Raw genomic sequence first — 22,384 nt, forward strand, 5'->3', positions numbered from 1 at the left:
AGCAAACAATACTCTTGAATGATGAAATAATCCTATTATGAGAATATATTTTCATGCAATTCATCGAAAATATTATATAAATCTAGTATATTTAACGTAATTTTAACTAACTAACCGTATTTCTATTGACGAAATTATTACTTCTACTCTTTATGTTCAGCACCTATTGCTATTCTCAAAGTATTAATTTCGACCAACTTGATAAAGAGAAATGGTTGCGATATAATGGTGGGATATCAGCAAACGGTGTTTACTATGATGGTACCGCCAATAGACAAGATTTAACCTATTACTTAACGGGAAATCTTAATTTTAATATTGCTGGTCTATATAATATCCCTGTATCCTTTACGTATTCAAACCAAGAATTTAATTTCCCAAGTCCCTTCAATTTTAATCGGTTTAGTTTTCATCCGTCTTATAAATGGGTCACTGCACATCTAGGAGACGTAACTATGACTTTTTCTCCTTATACTTTAAGCGGACATCAATTTACAGGAGCTGGTGTTGAATTAAATCCGGAAGGAAAATTTCAAGTTAGTGCCATGTACGGTCGGTTTTTAAAAGCTACGGAATATGACTCCATTGCTCAAGGAGGCATTGCCGCTTATAAACGGATCGGTTTTGGTGTAAAAACGGCTTATGATTTTGAGTTTATGAAACTGGGTGTTATCCTATTTAAAGCTACTGACACTAAAAACTCTTTAGAAAACCCCTTACCAATTGAATTAGGTTTAACTCCAAAAGACAATGCGGTACTTTCTTTTGAATCTGATTTTCGTGTTTTAGATAAAGCTAATATTCATATTGAATATGCTATTTCTGGAGTTACAGAAGATTCTAGATTGCTAGATGAAAGACCCAACAACGGGTTGCTATCTTTTCTATTAGATGAAAACATCAGTACTAATTATTATAACGCTTTAAATGCTTCTTTTAATTATCCTGCAGGAAATGGAAGCCTAGGTTTCGGTTATGAACGTATTGACCCAGATTACAAAACACTAGGTGCGTATTATTTTAATAATGATTTAGAAAATATAACCGTAAACGCTACACAAACTATTTTTGATAATAGATTAAATTTAAGTGTTAACGCTGGCTTACAACAAGACAACCTAAACAAGGCAAAAACATCGGAACAACAACGTGTGGTAAGTGCCATAAATGCAAATTTTACAGCATCTGAAAGACTTACGGTAAATGGTTCCTATTCTAACTTTCAATCTTATACCAATATCCGTGATCAGTTTGATTATATCAATCAAGTAAATGCCTATGATAATATAGACACCCTAAATTATCGTCAAATATCACAAAATGCCAACTTAGGCATTAATTATATTTTAAAGAAAACGGAAACCAAACAACACAGTACAAATCTTAATTTGGTATATCAAAATTCTAACAATCAGCAAGAAGGAGAAACTATTGACGGGGGTTTAAGTACTTTTTACAATGGTACTGCGGCGTATACCTTAGGATATCCGCAACAAAATTTAACATTCTCCTTAGCTGGCAACACTTCGTACAACATTACAGGCATAGACAAGAGCTTAACACTAGGACCAACACTGGCTGTTGGAAAGCAGTTTTTTGACAAGCAGCTCCGCACCAACCTATCTAGCTCCTACAATAGCTCTTATAGCAATGGAGAAAAACAAACCAATATCTACAATTTTAGATTAGGCTCTAATTATCTCTGGTTGCAAAAACACAATTTAAGCCTGAATTTTTTGATGCTCTTCAGGAACACAACACTAAACTCTAATCGCGATCTTACACTAACATTTGGCTACAGTTATGCCTTTGATAATTTTAAGCTTCAATTAAAAAAAGGAGAAAGAAATATAAATCATAGACTAGAAAAAACAGCCACAGATCTCTGGAGTTTTAGATATCGGAATGTTTCTTATAGCGGAACAGCAACTGAAATTAATAATCAATTAACTACTGTTTTTGAAAGCGCTCAATTTGAAAACATTCCAAAATTTAAAAAGGACGACCTAAGCTTACTTCTGGCTATTACTAAAAAACAAGAAAAAGAGGAAGCCTATAAAGAGAATGCTATCACGTTTCTAAAAGAGCTATATGGGTATGGGGATTTTAAAGAGACCTATGAAAAAGCATTGTTTACGGTAATTAGAAAAATACAGATAGACATGCGTAAGATAGATATTGCTCTAGAGCGCCTGTTTGTTGCTAAAAAATTAGAAGTAGACCAACATTCACGGCATAATAAGAGTACGGCAGATGGTACTGTTGAGGATCAAAAATTAGAAACAGAATACCAAGAACTTCTAGAAGAACAAAAAAACCGACTTGAAAAATTAGTAGGACACAGATGGATGGAAGAAAAATTCGCAGCATTCACCACCATTGATGTGGTCGTTGAACCTGTAGGATTTTTAAAAGAATTTAAAAAAGAAAACACGCTGGAGGCTTATAAAATTTATGATACTAATGAGGACTTAGAGGTTCTTAAAACCTATCTAGAGAATGAAATCATAGATTTCTATTTTAAAAAATCATTAGGTATTGTTAACCCTGACGGTTTTGAATTGAAATATATGAACTAGTCCCGTCCCCCTAACCCTGTCCCCCTAGCCCCCGAAGGGGGAACTAAGTTGGTTGATGGTTGATGGTTGATGGTTGATGGTTGATGGTTGATGGTTGATGGTTGATGGTTGATGGTTGATGGTTGATGGTTGATGGTTGATGGTTGATGGTTGATGGTTGATGGAAAATAAAAATTTGAATATGAAATTGCACGTTAAGTTGTATTTAAAAAACGCATTCTTTTTAGCGTTACTAATTCTTACTTCCTCCCTATGGGGGCAAGGCGGAACATTTCCTGTTCAAGTAATTCCGCAGGTAACACCACCGCCACCTATATACCTATCAAATTATGCAGATGCCAGCACTTTAAATAGTCCGCTGCGCGTACAGATTATTTTAAACGATTTAAATATCCAGAATAGAGAAGTCCGACTGAAAACCTATTTTCAAGGGAGCGGATTATCTTTTCAAAGCAACGATTTTGTCACAGGAAGCACCTCACTTTTTTTAGAAGGTGGTGTACCACTAGTTTTAACAAATGTGGAACTTGCGCCCTATTTTAAGTTTGAAAATATTACCGGCATATCTCCAAATGTATACGGAAATGCAATCCCGGAAGGCACCTATCAAATTTGTTTTGAAGTCTACGATCTTGCCACAGGCAATAGATTGTCCTCTAAAAGTTGTGCAACCACCGTTGTTTTTCAAAACGAACCCCCTTTTTTAATTTCCCCACGAAACAAAACCAATGTTGCAGAAACAAATCCGCAAAATATTGTTTTTCAATGGACGCCACGTAGTATCAATGTGACCAATGTGGAATATGAGTTAAGCCTTGTAGAAATTTGGGACACACAAATAGATCCGCAAGCTGCTTTTTTAAGCTCCCCTCCTATTTTTCAAACCACCACCTCTGCCACTACTTATGTATTTGGCCCTAGTGACCCGCTCTTATTATCAGGTAAAAATTACGCTTGGCGTATACAAGCAAAAGCTAAGCAAGGTACCGAAGAGATTGGCCTATTTAAAAATCAAGGCTATAGCGAGATATTCTCTTTTAGCCATGCCAGTGCTTGTGATTTACCATTAGGCATTAACCATGAAATAAAAGGGAGTACAAATGCGAATATATTTTGGGATGATTTTTCAACTGAAGTTCCGGAATATACTGTGCGCTACCGTAAAAAATCCTCCTCCAACTCCTCCCAAGCAGGAGGGTCTGAGTGGTTTTTTAATAAAACTACCAGCAATACAACCTCTCTTTGGGATTTAAAAGCAGGTACTACGTACGAGTATCAATTACAAAAAAAATGTGCTGTTACCAAAAGTGAATGGAGCATCGCCAAACAATTTACTACCCATATTGCAGATAATGAGGAGAGCGTTTATGAGTGTGGCATTACCCCAGATTTTAGTTTAAACAATACAGATCCTATAGATGCCTTAGAAAAAGGAGATAAATTTACGGCAGGAGATTTTCCTATCCACGTTTTAGAAGTAAGTGGCAGCAAAGGCAGGTTTACCGGTAAAGGGTATGTTACTATTCCTTATTTAAACAGCATTCGCGTTGGGGTACAGTTTACCAATGTTTTAATCAATACCGATAAGCAACTAGCGGAAGGTACCGTCATTACGCTATATGATCCAAGCCTTAAAAACATCTTGGATGTAGATGATGCTATTGAGACCGTTGGGAATGTTGCCGAGGCGGTGGGCGAACTTTTTGAAGGAGATAATGACCTAGATGAAATACATGTAAACTGGGATATTGATCCCGATAAAGACATTAAAATCGAAGATGGGATTTTAATCATTACCAACCCAGCAAACGGAGCAACAGAAACTAGCCCTTTAGGAGATGATAAAGTTATTGTAGATAAATCTGGACAAACCTACCATATTGATGCTGGCGGTAAAATTACCAAAGGCGAAAAAATAGACCCAAGTGGCGGGGTAACTAATGGAAATGTTACTGGAGTTTCAAATAAGGGCGAAATAGAATCTTTAACCGCAAAAGGCATCCAAGTAACTTTTGAATCTAACGGTATTTATGGTTATGACATAATGCCAAACATTGATAATGACAAACTAAATAAAGAATATACCACTATTCCCGATGCTGAAGGAGGTAAGTATACGCTACCCCATATTGCTATAGAAAAAGAACAAACCATCGTAGTCACAGCCAAGGTTCAATTATCCTCAAATTCTGAATACAAACTAGAAGATTTAAAATTTAAAACAAAGGTTGGTGAGCTAATTGCTATTTCAGCTATTAATGAAGATAACAATAGTATAGAGCTTGAGATTTCTGGTCATTATACCCTTGAAAATGAAACTATTTATGCCGTAGTACCTGATACACAAGACAGCACCAAACAATTAACTGCTGGCGCCTTTACGCTATGGCACCTAACAGATCGTGTAGTAAATATTGTTTTGGTTTCTATAGATAAAGCTCCCTTGCCTGATACTGCCGAAATAGCTAGAATTTTCAAAAAAGGGGGATCCACTTTTAATTTTGAAACAACCACTGCTTCGTTAATAGGTACAAATTTATTAGGCGATGATGACAGATTACAAATTGCCGACAATGCTTGGCTTAATGCTTATAATGAGGAGCAAAATAGTGTTATAACTCATATAAAATCTCAGATAGAAAATTTTGATAAGAATAAATATTATGTCTTAATTTTTAATAACGATTTTAAAACTTCAAGATCTATTGCCGGATTTATGCCGCTACAACGCCAATTTGGCTTTGTATTTAACGGAGATTTATCCACTGGAGAAGAGTCTAAAGGCGATCTCACTGCTGTTACAGCTCATGAGCTAGGCCATGGTATTTTTGCACTCCAACATCCATTTACAGAATACGGAACTGAAGAAAAAGCTACGGATTGGTTAATGGACTATATGGATGGCGCCGTTAGCTTAAACCACATGAACTGGGCGCAAATGCATAATCCTGCATTGAAGTTTTATGTGTTTCAAGATGAAGAGGATGGACAGCACTATGTAGTCAAAAAACTTTTTAAAAATCTAGATTTTGGCAAAAACGAAGACGATACTTTTACTTTTTTAACACCAGCGGGGCAGCATATAGTTTTGCCTAAAAATGTGAGTAACGTTACAAACTTTTATGGATACTATGGTACGAGTTTAACTAAGGATAGTGATAAATTTAAAGAATTTTTGAATGTTGTCCCTGGCACATTGAAGTCTTTTTCTATAGATAGTATAGTTTATACAGCTCAAATAGAAAAATCAAATAATAAATACATTTTAAAAGGCTACCGCTCAAATAAAAATACTTCTGAATATTATTCTGCCGAAAATTATAACATATCCACCTCAATTGCCAATTCTGAAAAAGCAATTTTATTCGCATTTGGAGTATTTCAGGATAAAATCGAATATTTAATTCAATGGACATATACATCGGGATTTGATCCATTTGCTAACAATACTATTTTAAAATCACCAATTGATTTCCCTTTCCAGTTTGATAATGTTTTTAGTAGAAAGCAACTAGAAATAAAAGTCAATGATAATCAATTTTCATTTTCTTCTTCAGCAGCTGACTGGGTTTTTAATACTGGAAAATATATCGAAGATGACAAAACATTACTACTACGTAATAAATTATTAGAGCTAAAAACTGCATACCCCGAATATACTAATCAGATAACAACTAATTACGGGGCTTGGAATGAAGAAAATATTTGTTTAACAAATGCATACTCAGGCAGTTTTGAACGTGCTCTAAAATCAAAATTCTGTATAAGTAATGAAGTGAAAAACCAGAATACTGGTGGAAGTTTTGCTCAATATGTTTTTGATAGTACGGTTACCGGTTTTCCAAACTCCATAAAAGAGTGGCAGTATTTATTTTATGATCATTTATTGAATTCTATAGAATATGACCAAGCAGTACTAAATAATGATTTGGCATTATTCAATACACAAGAGGGCATTAATAGTACTACATGCAAACAAATTTCTACAACGATTAATGGAGCTAGCCAAAATGATATTAAAACCTTACCTACAAATTCCATCCTAGAGTTAATTATAAAACTGCTTAAAGAGGAATGTACAACAGAAGGAGATGGCTATGCTACAGGTTATGAAAATGCGATAGTAAAACTTATTAAATATAATGCAGAAGGCAAAGAACTACTTGATGGCTTAATAGCAGAAAAATACTACATAGACACAACCCCTTTAATGGAAAAACTTTTTGAAACTTTAGATGATTGGGGAGGGGAGGCTAACTTTACAAAATTTATAAACGCGTTAACTACACAATGGAAAAATACTAGCTATTTTGATCCAGAAAACTATATAGCCTTACCATATTCATCAGACTATATGCTTGGTTTTTATTATGATAATATGAATTTTGGATTTACCAATAAATTTAAAAACATATCAATTACAGAAACAAATGCAAGTGGTTACAATACTGGACCTGTATACGTAAATACTAGTACTACACAACAAATTGGCAATTACAATATTTATCAAACTATAGTTCTTTCAAAATATAATGATATTAATGCAGCGTATCAATTACCAAGTGCTATTATTCCCATTTTTATACTAAAAGCTCTTACTGTTAAAAACCGTACGGCAAACTGGGAGAGTGCTGGTGCACTAACTTTTGATGTAGTTACTATTGCTTCAGGGGTTGGCAGTATAACAAAGCTTAGTAAATTACTATATCTTCAAAGATTAAAAAATCTAAATCAACTAGCACGTATTAGGCTAGTGTTTGCTTCTACAGAGTTTGTTGCTGGTTCTGCAAATCTCATGTTAAATCTATCTGATTGCAATAATGAAGATAATGCACAATTTTGTAGTGAATTAAGAACATACTTGACTTTTATTGAATTAGGAGCTATGGCAGGCGGTGGAACTTTGAACTTGGCCATGAAACAAGCTCTTAAACGCAGTGCTGATGATGCAATTTTAGCTATTACAAAATCTTCTAAAAAACTACCTGATGATGTATTAGAAGAATTATATGCAGCAAGTAAAATTTTAGATAATAATGCTGTTGGCAATCTAGTTAAATTTGAAAAATTAACTACACTAACAAATGTAGACAAAGTAAATGCTTTAAAAACAGCCATAAAAGGTTTAAGTGGCGCAGACCAAGGAGTTCTGCTACAAAAAATCATTAATTTAGAAAGCGATGCTTTACGGTTTTTAGAAACTTTTGCAGAAAATTCCGACGCATTAGTAAAGCTTAATGCTAATGGAATGATAGCTAGTTGGAAAGTTTTAAATGCCAATAATAAAGCATCATATATAGCTACAGATATAAATAGGTTACAGCAGTACAACAAATTAAATCTGGAAAACCAACAAATTTTAAGTGTACTTACAGATAAAGGTCCTACCACTACATTAGCCAAATTGTTAGATGAAGTAAAAGACAATCCAAAAATGGCACATGACTTAAATGCAGATGTTAGACTTGCAAAAGGGATGGCGGTTTATAATCCAAAAGTTGCAGAAACCTTAACAGATGACGATTTAAGCTACATAGGAGACTTATTAAATAGTATGGATGAAATTAGCGATAATATCCGTTTTTGGCTTACCCGATCCGATGTTATTGCAATTCTCCGAAAATATGCAGATGAAGGCATTGCATTTGGTAAAGAAGTGGCAGAACAACTTACTGGACCGTTGGCAAAGAATTCCGATGCTTACAATAAGTTAAAAATGCGTTTAGCAGGGATGAAACCATCATTAAATATGGATGATTATAGTATCTATAGTGGAGTGCAACTTTGTTTAACAAAAAACTGTATAGATAAAGGAGAATACTGGATACCAGATTTTGTGTTAGTTGCTAAAAAACAGGATATTATAACTAAAAAAGTAACATATGAAACCATCATAGTAGATGCCAAACGAACTCGTTATACCGATTTCACCCCCAACCAAATAGAAGCTGATAATATGACAAGTTGGAAGATAAAAGCTGTAGAAGGTAAATTAATACACGGTACAGATTTGAATTTAATTAAAAATAATAAGATAACTAAAAAAACGCAATTTATAAAACTGTTCAACGAGGGTGGTACCTTAAAAACCGCTTTAAAAACAAATTAGAATAATGAGTATTTTAAACCAGCATAAAAAAATATTTAGTCTAGTACAAATTGAACTAGAAAAATTAGGATTTACTGAATTTGTATATGAACCTCATTTCTATTCGTTAGATGCTACAAAAAAGTTTGGAGACTTAACATATAATTTAACTTTCCAACTCTTATCAAAAAGTATTTCCTTAGGTTACGTTTATGGATTTATATTAGTCAACCCTGTGAACAAAATACTTAAACAGTTTATACCAGATTTATCAGATAACAATGAGCTAATAACATTAAAAAACCATATTAACGGCGGGAAGCAAGAAGATTTTAAAAAGATAAATGAGCATTTGAAAACAAAAAAAACGGGAGATTATATCACAGCTATAATGGAGCATATAAAAAAAATAGACCTCCCATTTTTCAATAAATACCCCACTATGGAAACCATTAACCAAGAAATTATTAATAAAGTGCCGGAGGAGGATTATTTTGAATGGTTTCCTGGGGAGTTGAATTTTAAAGTATTAATAATTATGAAATTATGTGACAATCTAAAATATGATGCATTTAAAAATTGGGCACTAAATGCTTATAAAAAAGGAGTAGATATAGATTATGAACGTTACAAAAATGACTTTAAAAACTTAAATATGTTACTTGACTTATTGGACAGTGGTTCATATTTAAAAATAATAGAAAAAGACAACATGGCTTAAGTTCGTTTTTAGTTACTCCTCGCTAGCACGAGCGTGACGCGCGTGCCCTCAAAAGTAAGCTAATGTAGTATGAAAATAAAACAGCAAAATAATAACCGAGCGTAAAACACCCCAGCCTATCCGTAGTACCCTCGAGGGGACAATTATTGCGCAAACAATTCCCCCTTTGAAGGGGGTGCCTGCAAGGCGGGGGATGTAAAATGGTAAACCAAACTAGTCAGTTAAATTAAGTACTAAAAAATAAATACAACGCAAAACACATCTATACCTCCTTCAAGGGGACACTGAATTATGAGCAAAAAACGCAACAACATAATACCCTATAACCCTAAGCTAAAGGAGTATGCTCGGCAGTTGCGTAATAATAGCACTTTGGCTGAGGTTTTACTTTGGCAAAAAATAAAAGGGAAAGCTTTGGGCGTTGAGTTTCATAGGCAAGTCCCTGTTTACGAGTTTATGGTAGATTTTTATTGCCATAAAATACAGTTAGCCATTGAAATAGATGGCAGTAGCCACAATACCAAATACGATTACGATTGTAGGCGGCAAAACATTTTAGAAACCAAAGGAGTTGAATGTATACGTTTTGAAGATATCGCAGTAAAAAAAGAACTATTCAGTGTTTTACTGGCTTTAGAAAGTAAAGTAGAGCAGCTAATAAAACACGAATCATAACCAACAATTATGAATAAAAAATACATATTTACAATAGTACTATTGTGGAGTTTTCTGCTAAGCGCAAACAATGCCCTTGCTAGTGCTGAGCTGACTGTGCTGAGCGTGGTCACTGAGTATAGCCCAAATGGAGCCGAAGTAAGTCGTGCAATAAAAGGTACGAATGTTCTCCCTCCTTCGGAGGGGGCTAGGGGGAGGACAAACCCAGGCGATTCTGTAAAAACTAAAAAAGCAAATGCTAGTCAGTTAAAATATTTACAGCAATTAAGTGCATTGCGAACAAAAACACCCCAGTCTATCGGCGGTCCCCTCAAGGGAACATTTGTTAACGCTAACAATTCCCCCTTTCAAGGGATACAAAGAGGGATGTCCCAAACGGACAATCCTTCGGAGGAGGTGGCTTTTAGGACATTCCCTACGTTAAACCAAAAACTTTTAGAAAACAACAGCTTTAATATAGCGTTAGCAAACAGCTCTCCTGAGTTTACACCTGAATATATCAGTGCTAATTTTGAAGCCAACCCAAAGGCAGACACCTTAGTTGCACAAGCAAAAAAAGCTTTTGATGCATTAAAAGAACTCGGCAATTTTGTAGATATTATTACGGGTAAAGAATTATTAGAATTGCCTGTAGGCTTACGTAAAAAAGTAGATTCCACCTCTGGTAACGCTGTAGAACTAGCCATTGTTCAAGTAAAATTTACGCCTCAATATGCAGAATTTAAAGCTTGGGCAAAACTTACTGTTCCAGAAAAAGGTCCTAATGGCGAAACAGATCGCGAACTATATTTTGGGGCGGAAGGCATCAAACTATCGCATGATGGAGCCCTTTTGGGTGATATGAAACTAGTACTCTTAGGCAACCAAGCTATTCCCATACAAGGGGACAATTGGCTTTTAACACTTAAAGGAGGCATCAACCTAAAAACGGGTGCCTTCGGAGAAGAATCTTATATAGAATTTGATTGTGCAGGATTAAAGAAAATAGGTCTTGAAGGCGATATTCGTATCTCAAGAAATGTATTACTTCCTATCACTAGCGGTGGCAACTATACCTGTGGGACTGCTCCCGACAATCAATACTTAAAAGACAAAGAAGATGTTGTAAACAATAAATGCTACGTAGGTGCTTCCTTTAGTGCCGAAGCAAACGGGTGGAATGATATTCTCCTAGAGGTTACCTTACCTAAATTTGAAGTCGTTGGCCTCAAAGGATGGGGATTTAATATAAAACGAGCTGTTCTAGATTTAAGTGATACTAAAAATGCTTCAGGTATTAAGTTCCCTAAAGAATATAGTTCGTTATACACGACCTCAACAAAAAAATTATGGCGCGGATTCTACGCTAAAGAGATTAGTGTTATGCTCCCTAAAGGAATTGAAAAAACAAAGAAATCTAGTGATCGAGTAGAGTTTGGCGCTAAAGATTTGATTTTAGACAGCCAAGGGGTTTCCGGAACGTTCTATGGAGAAAATGTATTAAATATTGGTGAAGGTTCTGCCGGTAAATGGGCATTTACGATAGAAGACGTTAGCCTAACATTAGCTATGAACTCCGTTACTGGCGGATCAATGGCTGGAGATGTTTCTGTGCCCATACTAAAAGAAGCCATGGAATATGAAGGCTATGTTTCTTCTAATGCTTGGGGATTAGAGGTAAATAGAAAGAGTGACTTTCTAGCTCCTGTATTCTTGGGTGAAATTCTACTAGAAAAAAATTCAAAAGTTGGTATTGATGTAAAAGAGGGACATGTATACCCTCATGCCAATCTAACAGGTCAGTTATCTATCATAGGCAAGGTAAACCAAAAAGAAGGGGATGAAAAAATTAGTAAAGAAGAAGTGGCCAGTGATAGTAAAGGTTTCAATTTTCCAGGAATTGTTTTTGAAGAACTTAAATTAGAAACCGAGCCAGGTAAAAAAATAATTAGTGCAAAATCATTTGGTTTTACAGGAGAAATGAATCTTATGGGCTTCCCTGCCTCTATCTCTAAACTAGAATTAGTAACTCCTGATAATGAAGTAGGCTTATCTTTTGATTTAAACATCAACCTTGATGCGCAAGGATCACATGCTACAACTAGCCTAAATATTTTAGGTAAATTGGAAGATGAAGCTAGCATACTTGAATGGAAATTCAGCCGTGTAAAAGTAGACGGAATTGAAATTGATTACGAAAAAAGTGGCGTAGCACTTAAAGGGAGTTTAGAAATCATGGAAGACCATAGTTGGTATGGTGATGGATTTAGAGGCGATTTAACTGCCACTATTAAAGACCTGGATTTTACAGCCAAAGGAAAAGCTATTTTTGGAAACAAAGATTTTAGGTATTGGAATGTAGATATTTGGACAGAAGATAATTCTACCCCTCAGAATAACAAACTACTCATCACTGCATTTGCTGGGGGTGTTTCTTATAAGATGAAAAAATCTAGAGGCAATAGTGATGGTTTTTCTCCTTCTTCTGCAGTATACCGCCCTAACATAGACTATGGTTTAGGCATCCGCGCCGGAGTAAAAATAAGCACTCAGAATACGGACTCTTTTAATGGTAAAGCCTATTTGGATATGGAATTTAATCCAAATGGCGGACTAAATAGAATAGGATTTATAGGCGAAGGAGCCGTAATGTCCGGAGCATCTGGAGGAGATTCAGAAACACTGGAAGAACTTACTGAAGTTGAAACAAAAATTAATGAATTTGCTGAAAAAAATCCAAAAATCGCAGAACAATTAGCAAAATATGGCAATTATCTAAACTTAGCTAAAGAAGCAATACCGGTAAGAGATGTAGCCTCTTCAGGGAAAATAGGGATTTATATTGGTATAGAAAAAGACTTTGTCAACGGAACTTTTGATGGGGATTTTGAATTGTATATGGATACCAAAGGTATTCGAGGAGGAGGAGATGGCAATCTAGCAGGATGGGCAAAAATACATACGGGACCCAATGATTGGTACTTACATATAGGTTCTCCACAAAGAAGACTTTCTCTTATTTTTGATATGGGATCCGAAGAATTAGAAGTAGGTGGTTACTTTATGACAGGAACCCAATTACCCTCTCAATTAGACCCTCACCCACGAGTTATCGAAATATTAGGAAACGATCTATTAAATGGTAACCGAAAAGAGAATCAACTATCTGCTGGTAAAGGTTTTGCTTTTGGCTTGAATTTCACCTACAGAAAAAATTATGAGTTTCTAGTTTTTTATGCAGCATTGGAAGCTGGTGCTGGTTTTGATGTGATGCATGCTTACTATCCAAATGCCAAATGCGTAGGTCGTACCGGACCTGTTGGAAATGATGGCTGGTATTCTACCGGACAAGTATATGCATACCTCTATGGTGAATTTGGGGTAAAGGTTAATCTCTTTTTTATAAAAGGAAAGTTTCAAATTGCAGAAGCTGGTGTTGCCGCACTTCTTAGAGGGCAATTCCCAAACCCTGTTTACATAGAAGGTTATGTAGGCATGTACTACAATATTTTAGGTGGATTAGTAAAAGGACGCATGCGTTTAAAAGTAGAAATGGGAGAAGAATGTGAGCTTGAAAATATAAACAATGCCATTGGTGTTCCGATGATTTCAGATCTTACGCCTAGAGATAAAAGTGATGATGTTTCCGTTTTTGCTGCACCGCAAGCTATATTTAATTATGCAGCGAATGAAGATTTTTCGGTGGACTTAGATGAAGGTAAAAAGACCTTTAAACTTCGGTTGAAAAATTTCACTGTTACATCTGAAGGGAAAGAATTAGAGGGTACGCTTGAGTGGAATGATACGAATGATGCCGTAACCTTTAAACCTAAAGAAACACTACCGTCAGAGAAAGAAGTAAAAGTTACTGTAGAGGTTAGTTTTGATGAAAAAATAGGAGGTTCTTATCAAACGGTTATCCAAAATGGAGCACCGGCGGTAGAAAAGTTAGAGTCTATATTTGTTACCGACAAGGCTCCAGATCATATTCCTCTTGAAAATATAGCATATATATATCCTGTAATTGATCAGAAAAGTTTTTATCCTGAAGTGTATGATAAAGGATATGTGAAAATGATTACACCGCAAAATTATCTTTTTGATAGTGGATATGAAATGCGTGCGGAATTTGTAAGCAAAAACACAGGCCAAGGAATACGTACTGATGTGTCTTATGATCGCGAAAAATCGACTGTTTTTTATGACTTGCCACAAATGAGTCTAAACAATAATTACAGCTTAAGCTTAATGGCATTTCCTCCAGGTGCCGATATTCAGACTGAAATCATTGTAGAAGAGACAGAAGTATTAGAAGGCCATAATGAAGGCGGAGATACTAATTGGTTTGACGTCAACAGCAATAGTCAAACTAAAGAAGTTACCAACAGCTCTAGTAGTGTTATTGTTTCCAATAAGAAAGCAGCAAACGTAACTATATCTAACGGCACCCCTAAATCTATATTACTTTATAACTTTAAAACTAGTGAGTACGCTACATTTAAAGATAAAATTTACGCCTTGAAAGTTGTAGACAATCTTACAAATTTCATTTATGCTGATGTTCATTCTCTTTCTTTAAAGGTTGATACCTATGAATATTTGAGCAGCTTAGAAATACTTGGGAATCAATATACCCAAGGCGAGCCATTAATTTATGCGCAAGCAAAATTAGATGACGCTTATTACAAGAGTCAGATTTATCCGCTGATTTATGAAAATTACCCTTTAGATGATACTATTTACTTAAATAGAGATGAGGATTTACTAGGTGTTCCGCCTATTAGAGCCTTTTATATAGGAAATGAATATTTAGCCAATATTAAGAATAATCCTAGCTCTTCTTGGGTACAAAATAGAATTCCGTTTGTGTATAATTTACCATACCAATATAAAATGGATATGCTATACCTAAGAAATGAAATTGCTAATCGATACGCCAATACAGAAGGCGACAAAGACAAGTATGAGTCCTACAAATATATTATCCAAAAATCCTTCCCGCCGTTGCCTCTAGGAAAATACAAAGCACAATTGATTTATAGAACTCCGGGAGGTTTGTACAAAAAGGGATATCAAATTAAATATACCAACGATTAACCATAATGGTTCATCCTTAAGCATACACATTGAGACAAGAAGTCAAAAATATAAAAAATTAAAAAGTGAAGTATCTATTAATACTATTCGGAATAGTTTCCTCTATGTTACAGGCACAAGAGACCCCTAGCGTGCAAGTAATTTCGCGAACCCAGCAAGACCGGGTGTTACTGCGATGGGCGGTAGACCAACCACAAGCATGGAAAGAAGCTAATACACTCGGCTTTTTAATTGAGCGAAGTACTATTTCTAGAAATGGCGAAGCTGTTGTTCCTATTGAGAAAAATAAATTAGTTCATACTCCTTTAAAACCTCAGCCTTTAGCAGCATGGGAAGCACTTGCTACGCAAGACCAAAATGCTGCTATTCTTGCTCAAGCTCTCTACGGAGATCGTTTTGAAACCTCATCTCCTGGAGAAGGACTTGGTGCTATTTATGCTGTAAATGAAGAACTAGAACAACGTTTTACGTTTGGTTTATTGGCTGCGGAGCAGAATTATGAAGCCGCAAAATTAGCAGGTTGGGCATTTGAAGATACTACTGCAAAAAAAGGAGAGCAGTATGTTTATACCATTTCAGTGGCTATACCTGTAGAAAGTACCTTAATTATAAAAAAAGGAACAGTTTATAGTAGCCTAGATGATTTTGAGCCGCTTCCAAAACCTATAGGCTTTTTTGGTCTTTTTGAAGATAATCATGCTAATTTAAGCTGGAATTTTAACTTACTGCAAGAGTTGTATACCAATTACAGCATTGAACGATCGGAAGACAATTCTGTATTTGAACAGCTCAATGCCGCACCTATTTTCAGCGTACAAGAATCAAATGGTCCAAATGGCACCTCGCTATCCTACACGGATTCTATTCCTAACAATAAAACATTTTACTATCGCATAAAAGGAAAAACAGCCTTCGGAGAAACGAGTCCACCTTCCGATGTAGTTTCAGGTAAAGCACAAGAAAATTTAGCTTTTTCTCCAAGGATTACCCGAAAAGAAATCCCGACGGATTCTACAGCAACCCTCTTTTGGGAATTTGATCAAAAAGGAAATGATTTAATTACTGGTTTTGAAGTGCACCGTGCGAACTCTGACGATGGTCCTTTTGAAGTCGTAAAAAAGAACATTTCTACTACAGCTCGTACAACAACGATTAATGGTTTAAAGAGAGTAAATTATTTTACGGTCGTTGCTTTAGGAAAAAATGGAGTCAGGAGCGAATCTTTTGCTACTATGATTCAGCCGATAGATTCTACTCCCCCACTACCTCCAATGGGATTAAGTGCTGCTTTAGACACAACAGGTATTTTACGCCTTAGTTGGAACAAAAATGCTGAAGAAGATTTAAAAGGATATCGAATATTCACAGCTAATAATCCAGATGTGGAATTCAATGAAATAACTTCAAAAACGCATGTATCAGAAATATTTGTAGATACCATTCCAATAAAAAATTTAAATGAAAAAATCTATTTTAAAATTAAGGCCGAAGATTTCCGATACAATCAATCAAAATTTTCAGAAGTATTGATGGTTGACAAACCAGATATAAGTCCACCTTCCCCTCCTTTTTTCAAACGATATTCCAGTAGTACTGACGGGATTGCACTTCAATGGACACCAAGTAGCAGTAAAGATGTGAATTCTCAAATAATTTACAGAAAAAATAATGAAAAAACCGAGACTCTATGGGAACAAATTACAGAAATAAAATCAACCCTAGATAGCACATATACAGATAAATCTCTGCAAACAACAGGTTCTTATTCATACACCATTATTGCTAAAGACAAGGTTGGTTTGGAAAGTTCAGTTACCGAGGCATTGACCTTGTTTTGGAATGGAAAGGGAATACAAGAAGAGGATATAAAATTCTCTGGCACTGTAGATCGCGAGTTACGTTTTATCAATCTTTCTTGGAAATTAAAAGATGTATCTATTGTTGAATATCGTTTATACCGTGGAGCCACTAAAGACGATTTAAAATTATATAAAGTCATTGACGGTAGTTCTAAAAGTTACAACGATACACAGCTAGAAATTAATACGGAATACTGGTATGGCTTACAAGCTATATTGAATGGAGGAAGGACTAGTCCTATCAAAGAAATTAATTTAAAATATTAGGTTATGATGAAGATTATAAATAGTTTATTAATTCTTTTTTTCTTCTTTTTTTTTACATGTTTACTTTTGGGTCAAACTACAAATTACAAAATAGAATATAATATAGAACATAATATGTATGATTATCCAAGTGATGATACAGATGATGATGATTTTTCAGAATTAACAATTCGCTTTGCTTCTTCCAATATAATTATATATAATCAACAGCTTTATAGCCAAGTTGGAAAGACCACTATATTTGATGATGTAATTACTACCTCTAACCCAGAAACATCACTAACTTACTTCTATGATACTGAATGCCCTCAAAACAACTGGCAACCCTTTAATAAAACTGTTAACCATTTGTCTACAGGATGTAGGCAAGATATACTATCTAGTGAAATACAAGATTGGAGTCCTTGTGTAGATCTCGTTCATAACTATAGTCGAATAGTGCAACTTTCCAGTACTTTACGAGTATCAGCGATAAACATCAATGATTGTGACCCATTCACTATTCAGGTTGCAGAATGTGAAGATATACCTCTATCCTATGCCTTAGATTACTCATTAACAAATACACTGGGCAATGTAATAGCTGATGGAGAACTATCACCTTATAGTCTAAAATCCTCTAGATTCACCTTCGATTTAGCAGATGTTACAACAATAAATGGAAATGATTTAGGAACAATAACTATAACAGCACGGTTTGTAGCTGATGAAAATTCTCAAGAGAGCAGGCATTTTTTAAAATGGGTCGGAGATATAATAGCCTGCTCCCCAGAACTCCAAAGTACCAGTAAAACTGACGAGACCTGTTTTGACGCTAAAGATGGTAGCGTAACCCTTACTTTTGATGGAGATGTTGATACAGCCAATAACTATGCGATGCGATATTTCGTATACGAAGGTGATCCGACAATTTTCCCTGAAAATCGTTTGACAGATGTTAATCAACCCGTTTTAACAGGAATTCAAGTTTTAGCAGATCCTTTCATTACACTTGACACTAATTTTCAGGGAACCTATTCTGGATTAGAACGAGGTTCATATTTTATTGTTTATCAAGAAGTAGATTATTCAACCACTCCAGTTTCTGTAAAAAGTGGAGAAATAACACCGCAATTCACAATTGCTAGCCCCTCTCAAGTAATTACTACTGGTACTTTTACTGCAGCAAGTTGTGGTAATCCTGCAGAAATTGCGTTTGCTGCTTCGGGTGGTGGTACGCCTAACGGTAACGCTCCTAGTGGCTATACATATCAATACAGTATAAATGATAGAACAAACTGGCAGCAAGCATCCAACCCTTTACTAATTACGCCGACTGCGAACCAACAAACCGTTTATGTGAGCGCTGTTGTTGTAGGGAGTACCGATTGTTATGGCACAGAATTATCCTATACCATTGCCCCAAGCACACCATCACTATCTATATCTTCTAATCCAACATTTGTTCCGCCTACGACGGATAACAGTACTGACGGTTCCATTCGAATAGAAATTGAAAATGGCTCACCTGGCTTTACCTATATCCTCAGTAAATTAAATAGTGCTACGAATACTTTTGTACCCGTTCAAAACGTTTCGAGTTCGTTTACTACAGTAGACTTCTTAGCAATTAATATTGGTACCTATAGCATTACCGTAACCGATGCGGATGGCTGTCCACAAACTTCAGAAAATAGTGTGGTAACCAAAGAAACAATTCCACTTATCACCAATAATCCTACTACCGAAATCACTTGTTTTAATAGCGCTGATGGTCGTGTAAGTGCTGCAATTTCAGGATTTAACACCAATTATAAATACCAATGGATCAGTAATGGTAGTGCTTCAGCAATTTTAACAGAGTCCGCTCCAATACAGTCCCTTTCCAATTTGAATACTGGAGGAACCTACACACTTCGCGTAGCTTCTGGCAGACTCTCTGACGCAGCCTTTTCTATGGCAACAAATTATAACGAGGTAAGTTTTACGCTTGCTACCCCTGCACTAGTAACTATTAATAGTGCGCTCCCTAATAATACAAACTGTAATGGTAGTACTGACGGGTCTATTGTTCTAGACGTTTCCGGAGGAACAGCATATGAATACGCTATCGGAAATACACCTACAGATTGGCTGCCTTTGAGCAGCAATACCATCAATAATTTAAGTGCCGGAAGCTATATCGTTACTATTAGAAATGAGAACGGGTGCGAATCACAACCTTCCTCTTCTATTTTCATTGATGAACCTAGCCTTTTAGAAGTTAATGAAGTTCCAAATAGTAGGCAAGATGCTACAACTAACGGAGGAAACGATGGAGCTATCTTCATTGATGTTACTGGCGGTGTAGCACCCTATACCTTTAATTGGACTGGACCAAATGGCTATTCTTCAACAAACCAAAACCTAAGTTTCTTGACTACGGGCGACTATTATCTTACGCTAACCGATGCCAATTTATGTACGCAAAATTTAGGACCTATATTTATTAACGAACCAGGTCCATTAGCCATCACCTCCCTCGACCCTACCCATGTGCTATGTAAAGGCGAAGATTCTGGAAGTATTACCGCCTTAGTAACTGGTCTCCCTCCTTTTAATTATGAGTGGAGTAAGGATGGAGACCCTAGTTTTACGGCTCCTAATCAACCGACAATTTCTGGCTTATCCTTTGGAATTTATAATCTCGTATTATCGGATGCCACTGGAGACCCTTCCGTGACGCAATCTGTAACACTTACGGAACCTGCTGAAATTTTATCAGCTGCCTCTGCCACAAATACTGTAACATGTTTTAATGGTTCAGATGGGGAAATTACGATTATAGCTACTGGAGGTACTTCACCATATCAATATAATTTCGATACTGGTTTAGGGTTTCAAAATAATCCAACTCTTGGAAATCTTGCTACGGGAACCTTTTCAAATATTATTGTCCAAGATGCTAATGGATGTACCTACACCTTAGCTGATATTTTTGTTAATCAAGCAACAGAAATAAATATTGCTACAGATCATGTATTAAATATCTCTGAAGCTGGAGAAACCGATGGCGCCCTTTACACCACTACAACAGGTGGGAATCTACCTTATACATACTCTTGGTCAGGACCGGACAGTTATTCCGCGACAACTAAAGATATTACCGGATTAACATTAGGTCTTTATACGCTTACAGTTACTGATGCCAATAATTGTTCTACTGATAAATTATTCAACATTACGGAACCAGGCGAACTAATTGTTGATGTGCAGCAAACAATTTTCTTAAACTGTAATGCAGAAACTACGGGGGAAATTACTGCCGATGTACAAGGAGGTGTTCTTAACTACACCTATGAATGGCACCAAATAATTAATGGAAATGATATCTCCCTAAGTGAGACCTCACCTATTTTGGGCGATTTACCAGCTGGTAGTTATTATTTGGTGGTTACTGATGCGAATGCTATATCCAGAACCTCATCAACAGTTATTATTACCGAACCAGAAGAATTACTAGCTACGCTAATTAATAAAGTTGATGTGCTATGTAGTGGAGAAGCTACAGGAAGTATTGACGTAGCAATAATTGGTGGTACTGCTCCATATACTTTCTATTGGAATAATACATTAAGCACACAAAATCTTGATGCACTACCTGCGGGCGACTATTATTTTGATGTTATTGATGCCAATGGATGTTCTGACCAACTAGAAATTACTATTGAAGCTCCATTAAATCCGTTATCCATCAGCACAGAAACGGTTGTAGATGCTTCTCAATATCAAGGTACAGATGGAAGTATTTCTATTGAATTGTCTGGTGGTGCTCCTGCTTATACGATAGCATGGACTAAAGTTTCTGACAATACCTTTATCAGTTCTGAAAATAGTATAAATAATTTAACTGCTGGTGACTATCAAGTACTCGTGACAGATACTAACGGTTGTTCCTTAACAGAAGTATTCACTGTTAAACAACCTGATATAATCGAAGAAACCATAATCGCACCTATTTGTGCAGGTGGTACGGATGGAAGTATTAGTCTTATCGTAAATAAAGGCAATGGTGCTTTTACATTTAGTTGGAATACTGGAGCAACTACCGCCAATATTGATAATTTAAGTGCAGGAGAATATACGGTATTGATTACTGGTTTTGACGCTCCTATTTCTAGAACGTACGTGGTTGAAGATCCATTACCTATTCAAGTGAATTTAGGAGATGACAGGGTACTCTGCGAGGGTCAAGTTTTAACCCTTGATGCTAGCGTAGAAAATCCGGATGCTACTTACCTATGGACAGCAGATAATGGCTTCTCTAGTACAGAAGCTATCGTCACATTATCTGAACGAGGTAGCTACACGCTAAGTATTTCAACGGCTACCGGTTGTACCGTAACAGGAACGATTACTATTGATGTGAGTACTGAAGAAATTAGCGCAGAATTAGCAGCATCGTCTCAAGTATTCGTGGGAGAATCCTTGATATTAGTAGATATTAGCTACCCACTTCCTGAATCTATGGAATGGATCATTCCCGACAATGCAACAATAATTACCAGTACTACTGATGAAGCAGAAATTACTTTTGATACGCCCGGAGAATACGAGATAGGGATCATTACCCAAAGAGGATCGTGTACTGAAATTCAAACTAAAAAAGTATTGGTTCTCAATAATGATCCAACGGTGGGTGCTGTGGATACTGAAAACGGACAAAAACTTGTAGAAGATTTTATCCTGTACCCTAATCCAACCTCTGGGATTTTCAATGCTCAAATTACAATGAGTGAAGTTGGTGCTATTAGTATTAAAGTATTCAGTTTTGCTAATAACAATCAAATAACTATTGTCAAAGAAAAAGGAAAAGCTACGTACGATATCCCTTTTGATCTTTCAATCATGCCAGCAGGTGTGTATGCTGTACTTCTAGAAACACCTTATGGAACATCCCTAAGAAAAATAATTATCAAATAACATAGTATACTTACATTAAAAATCTAAAAAACTATAATGACATACTGTGCGTAGAACACCCCTGCCTATCGGCTGTCCCCTCAAGGGGACAATTCTTAGTGGAAACATTTTTCCTGCCTAAAAAAACCCACATTTGAAGGGGCGGCATAGCGTGAGCTATGAGCGAGCTATAGCTATG

Annotated in this window: 7 protein-coding genes and 1 pseudogene; all 8 read left to right on the forward strand. The window is 36.0% G+C overall.

From position 1 onward, the window contains the following. Positions 1-125 precede the first annotated feature (125 nt). Complete coding sequence (locus GQR94_RS06085; RefSeq protein ID WP_158974642.1) at positions 126-2,579, forward strand: hypothetical protein; 2,454 nt, start codon at positions 126-128, stop codon at positions 2,577-2,579. A gap of 181 nt (positions 2,580-2,760) precedes the next feature. Next, entirely contained in the window at positions 2,761-8,688 is a 5,928-nt protein-coding gene (locus GQR94_RS06090) for a fibronectin type III domain-containing protein (protein ID WP_158974643.1), read from the forward strand. Positions 8,689-8,692: 4 nt separating this feature from the next. Next, complete coding sequence (locus GQR94_RS06095) at positions 8,693-9,388, forward strand: hypothetical protein (protein ID WP_158974644.1); 696 nt, start codon at positions 8,693-8,695, stop codon at positions 9,386-9,388. A 291-nt stretch (positions 9,389-9,679) separates the two neighbouring features. Beyond that, positions 9,680-10,063 carry an endonuclease domain-containing protein gene (locus tag GQR94_RS06100; protein WP_158974645.1) on the forward strand — a complete coding sequence of 128 codons (384 nt, stop codon included), beginning with the start codon at positions 9,680-9,682 and terminating at the stop codon, positions 10,061-10,063. A gap of 9 nt (positions 10,064-10,072) precedes the next feature. Next, the gene (locus tag GQR94_RS06105) at positions 10,073-15,139 is read left to right on the forward strand and encodes a hypothetical protein (RefSeq protein WP_158974646.1); all 5,067 of its coding nucleotides are present in this window, start codon (positions 10,073-10,075) and stop codon (positions 15,137-15,139) included. A 65-nt stretch (positions 15,140-15,204) separates the two neighbouring features. Further along, entirely contained in the window at positions 15,205-17,265 is a 2,061-nt protein-coding gene (locus tag GQR94_RS06110; RefSeq protein WP_158974647.1) for a fibronectin type III domain-containing protein, read from the forward strand. Between the two features lie 876 nt (positions 17,266-18,141). Continuing rightward, positions 18,142-19,341, forward strand: a pseudogene (locus tag GQR94_RS22915) (hypothetical protein); the annotation flags it as partial. 141 nt (positions 19,342-19,482) lie between these two features. Further along, the gene (locus tag GQR94_RS22920; RefSeq protein WP_370458293.1) at positions 19,483-22,206 is read left to right on the forward strand and encodes a T9SS type A sorting domain-containing protein; all 2,724 of its coding nucleotides are present in this window, start codon (positions 19,483-19,485) and stop codon (positions 22,204-22,206) included. Positions 22,207-22,384 lie beyond the last annotated feature (178 nt).

The sequence above is a fragment of the Cellulophaga sp. L1A9 genome (assembly GCF_009797025.1).
Lineage (GTDB): Bacteria > Bacteroidota > Bacteroidia > Flavobacteriales > Flavobacteriaceae > Cellulophaga.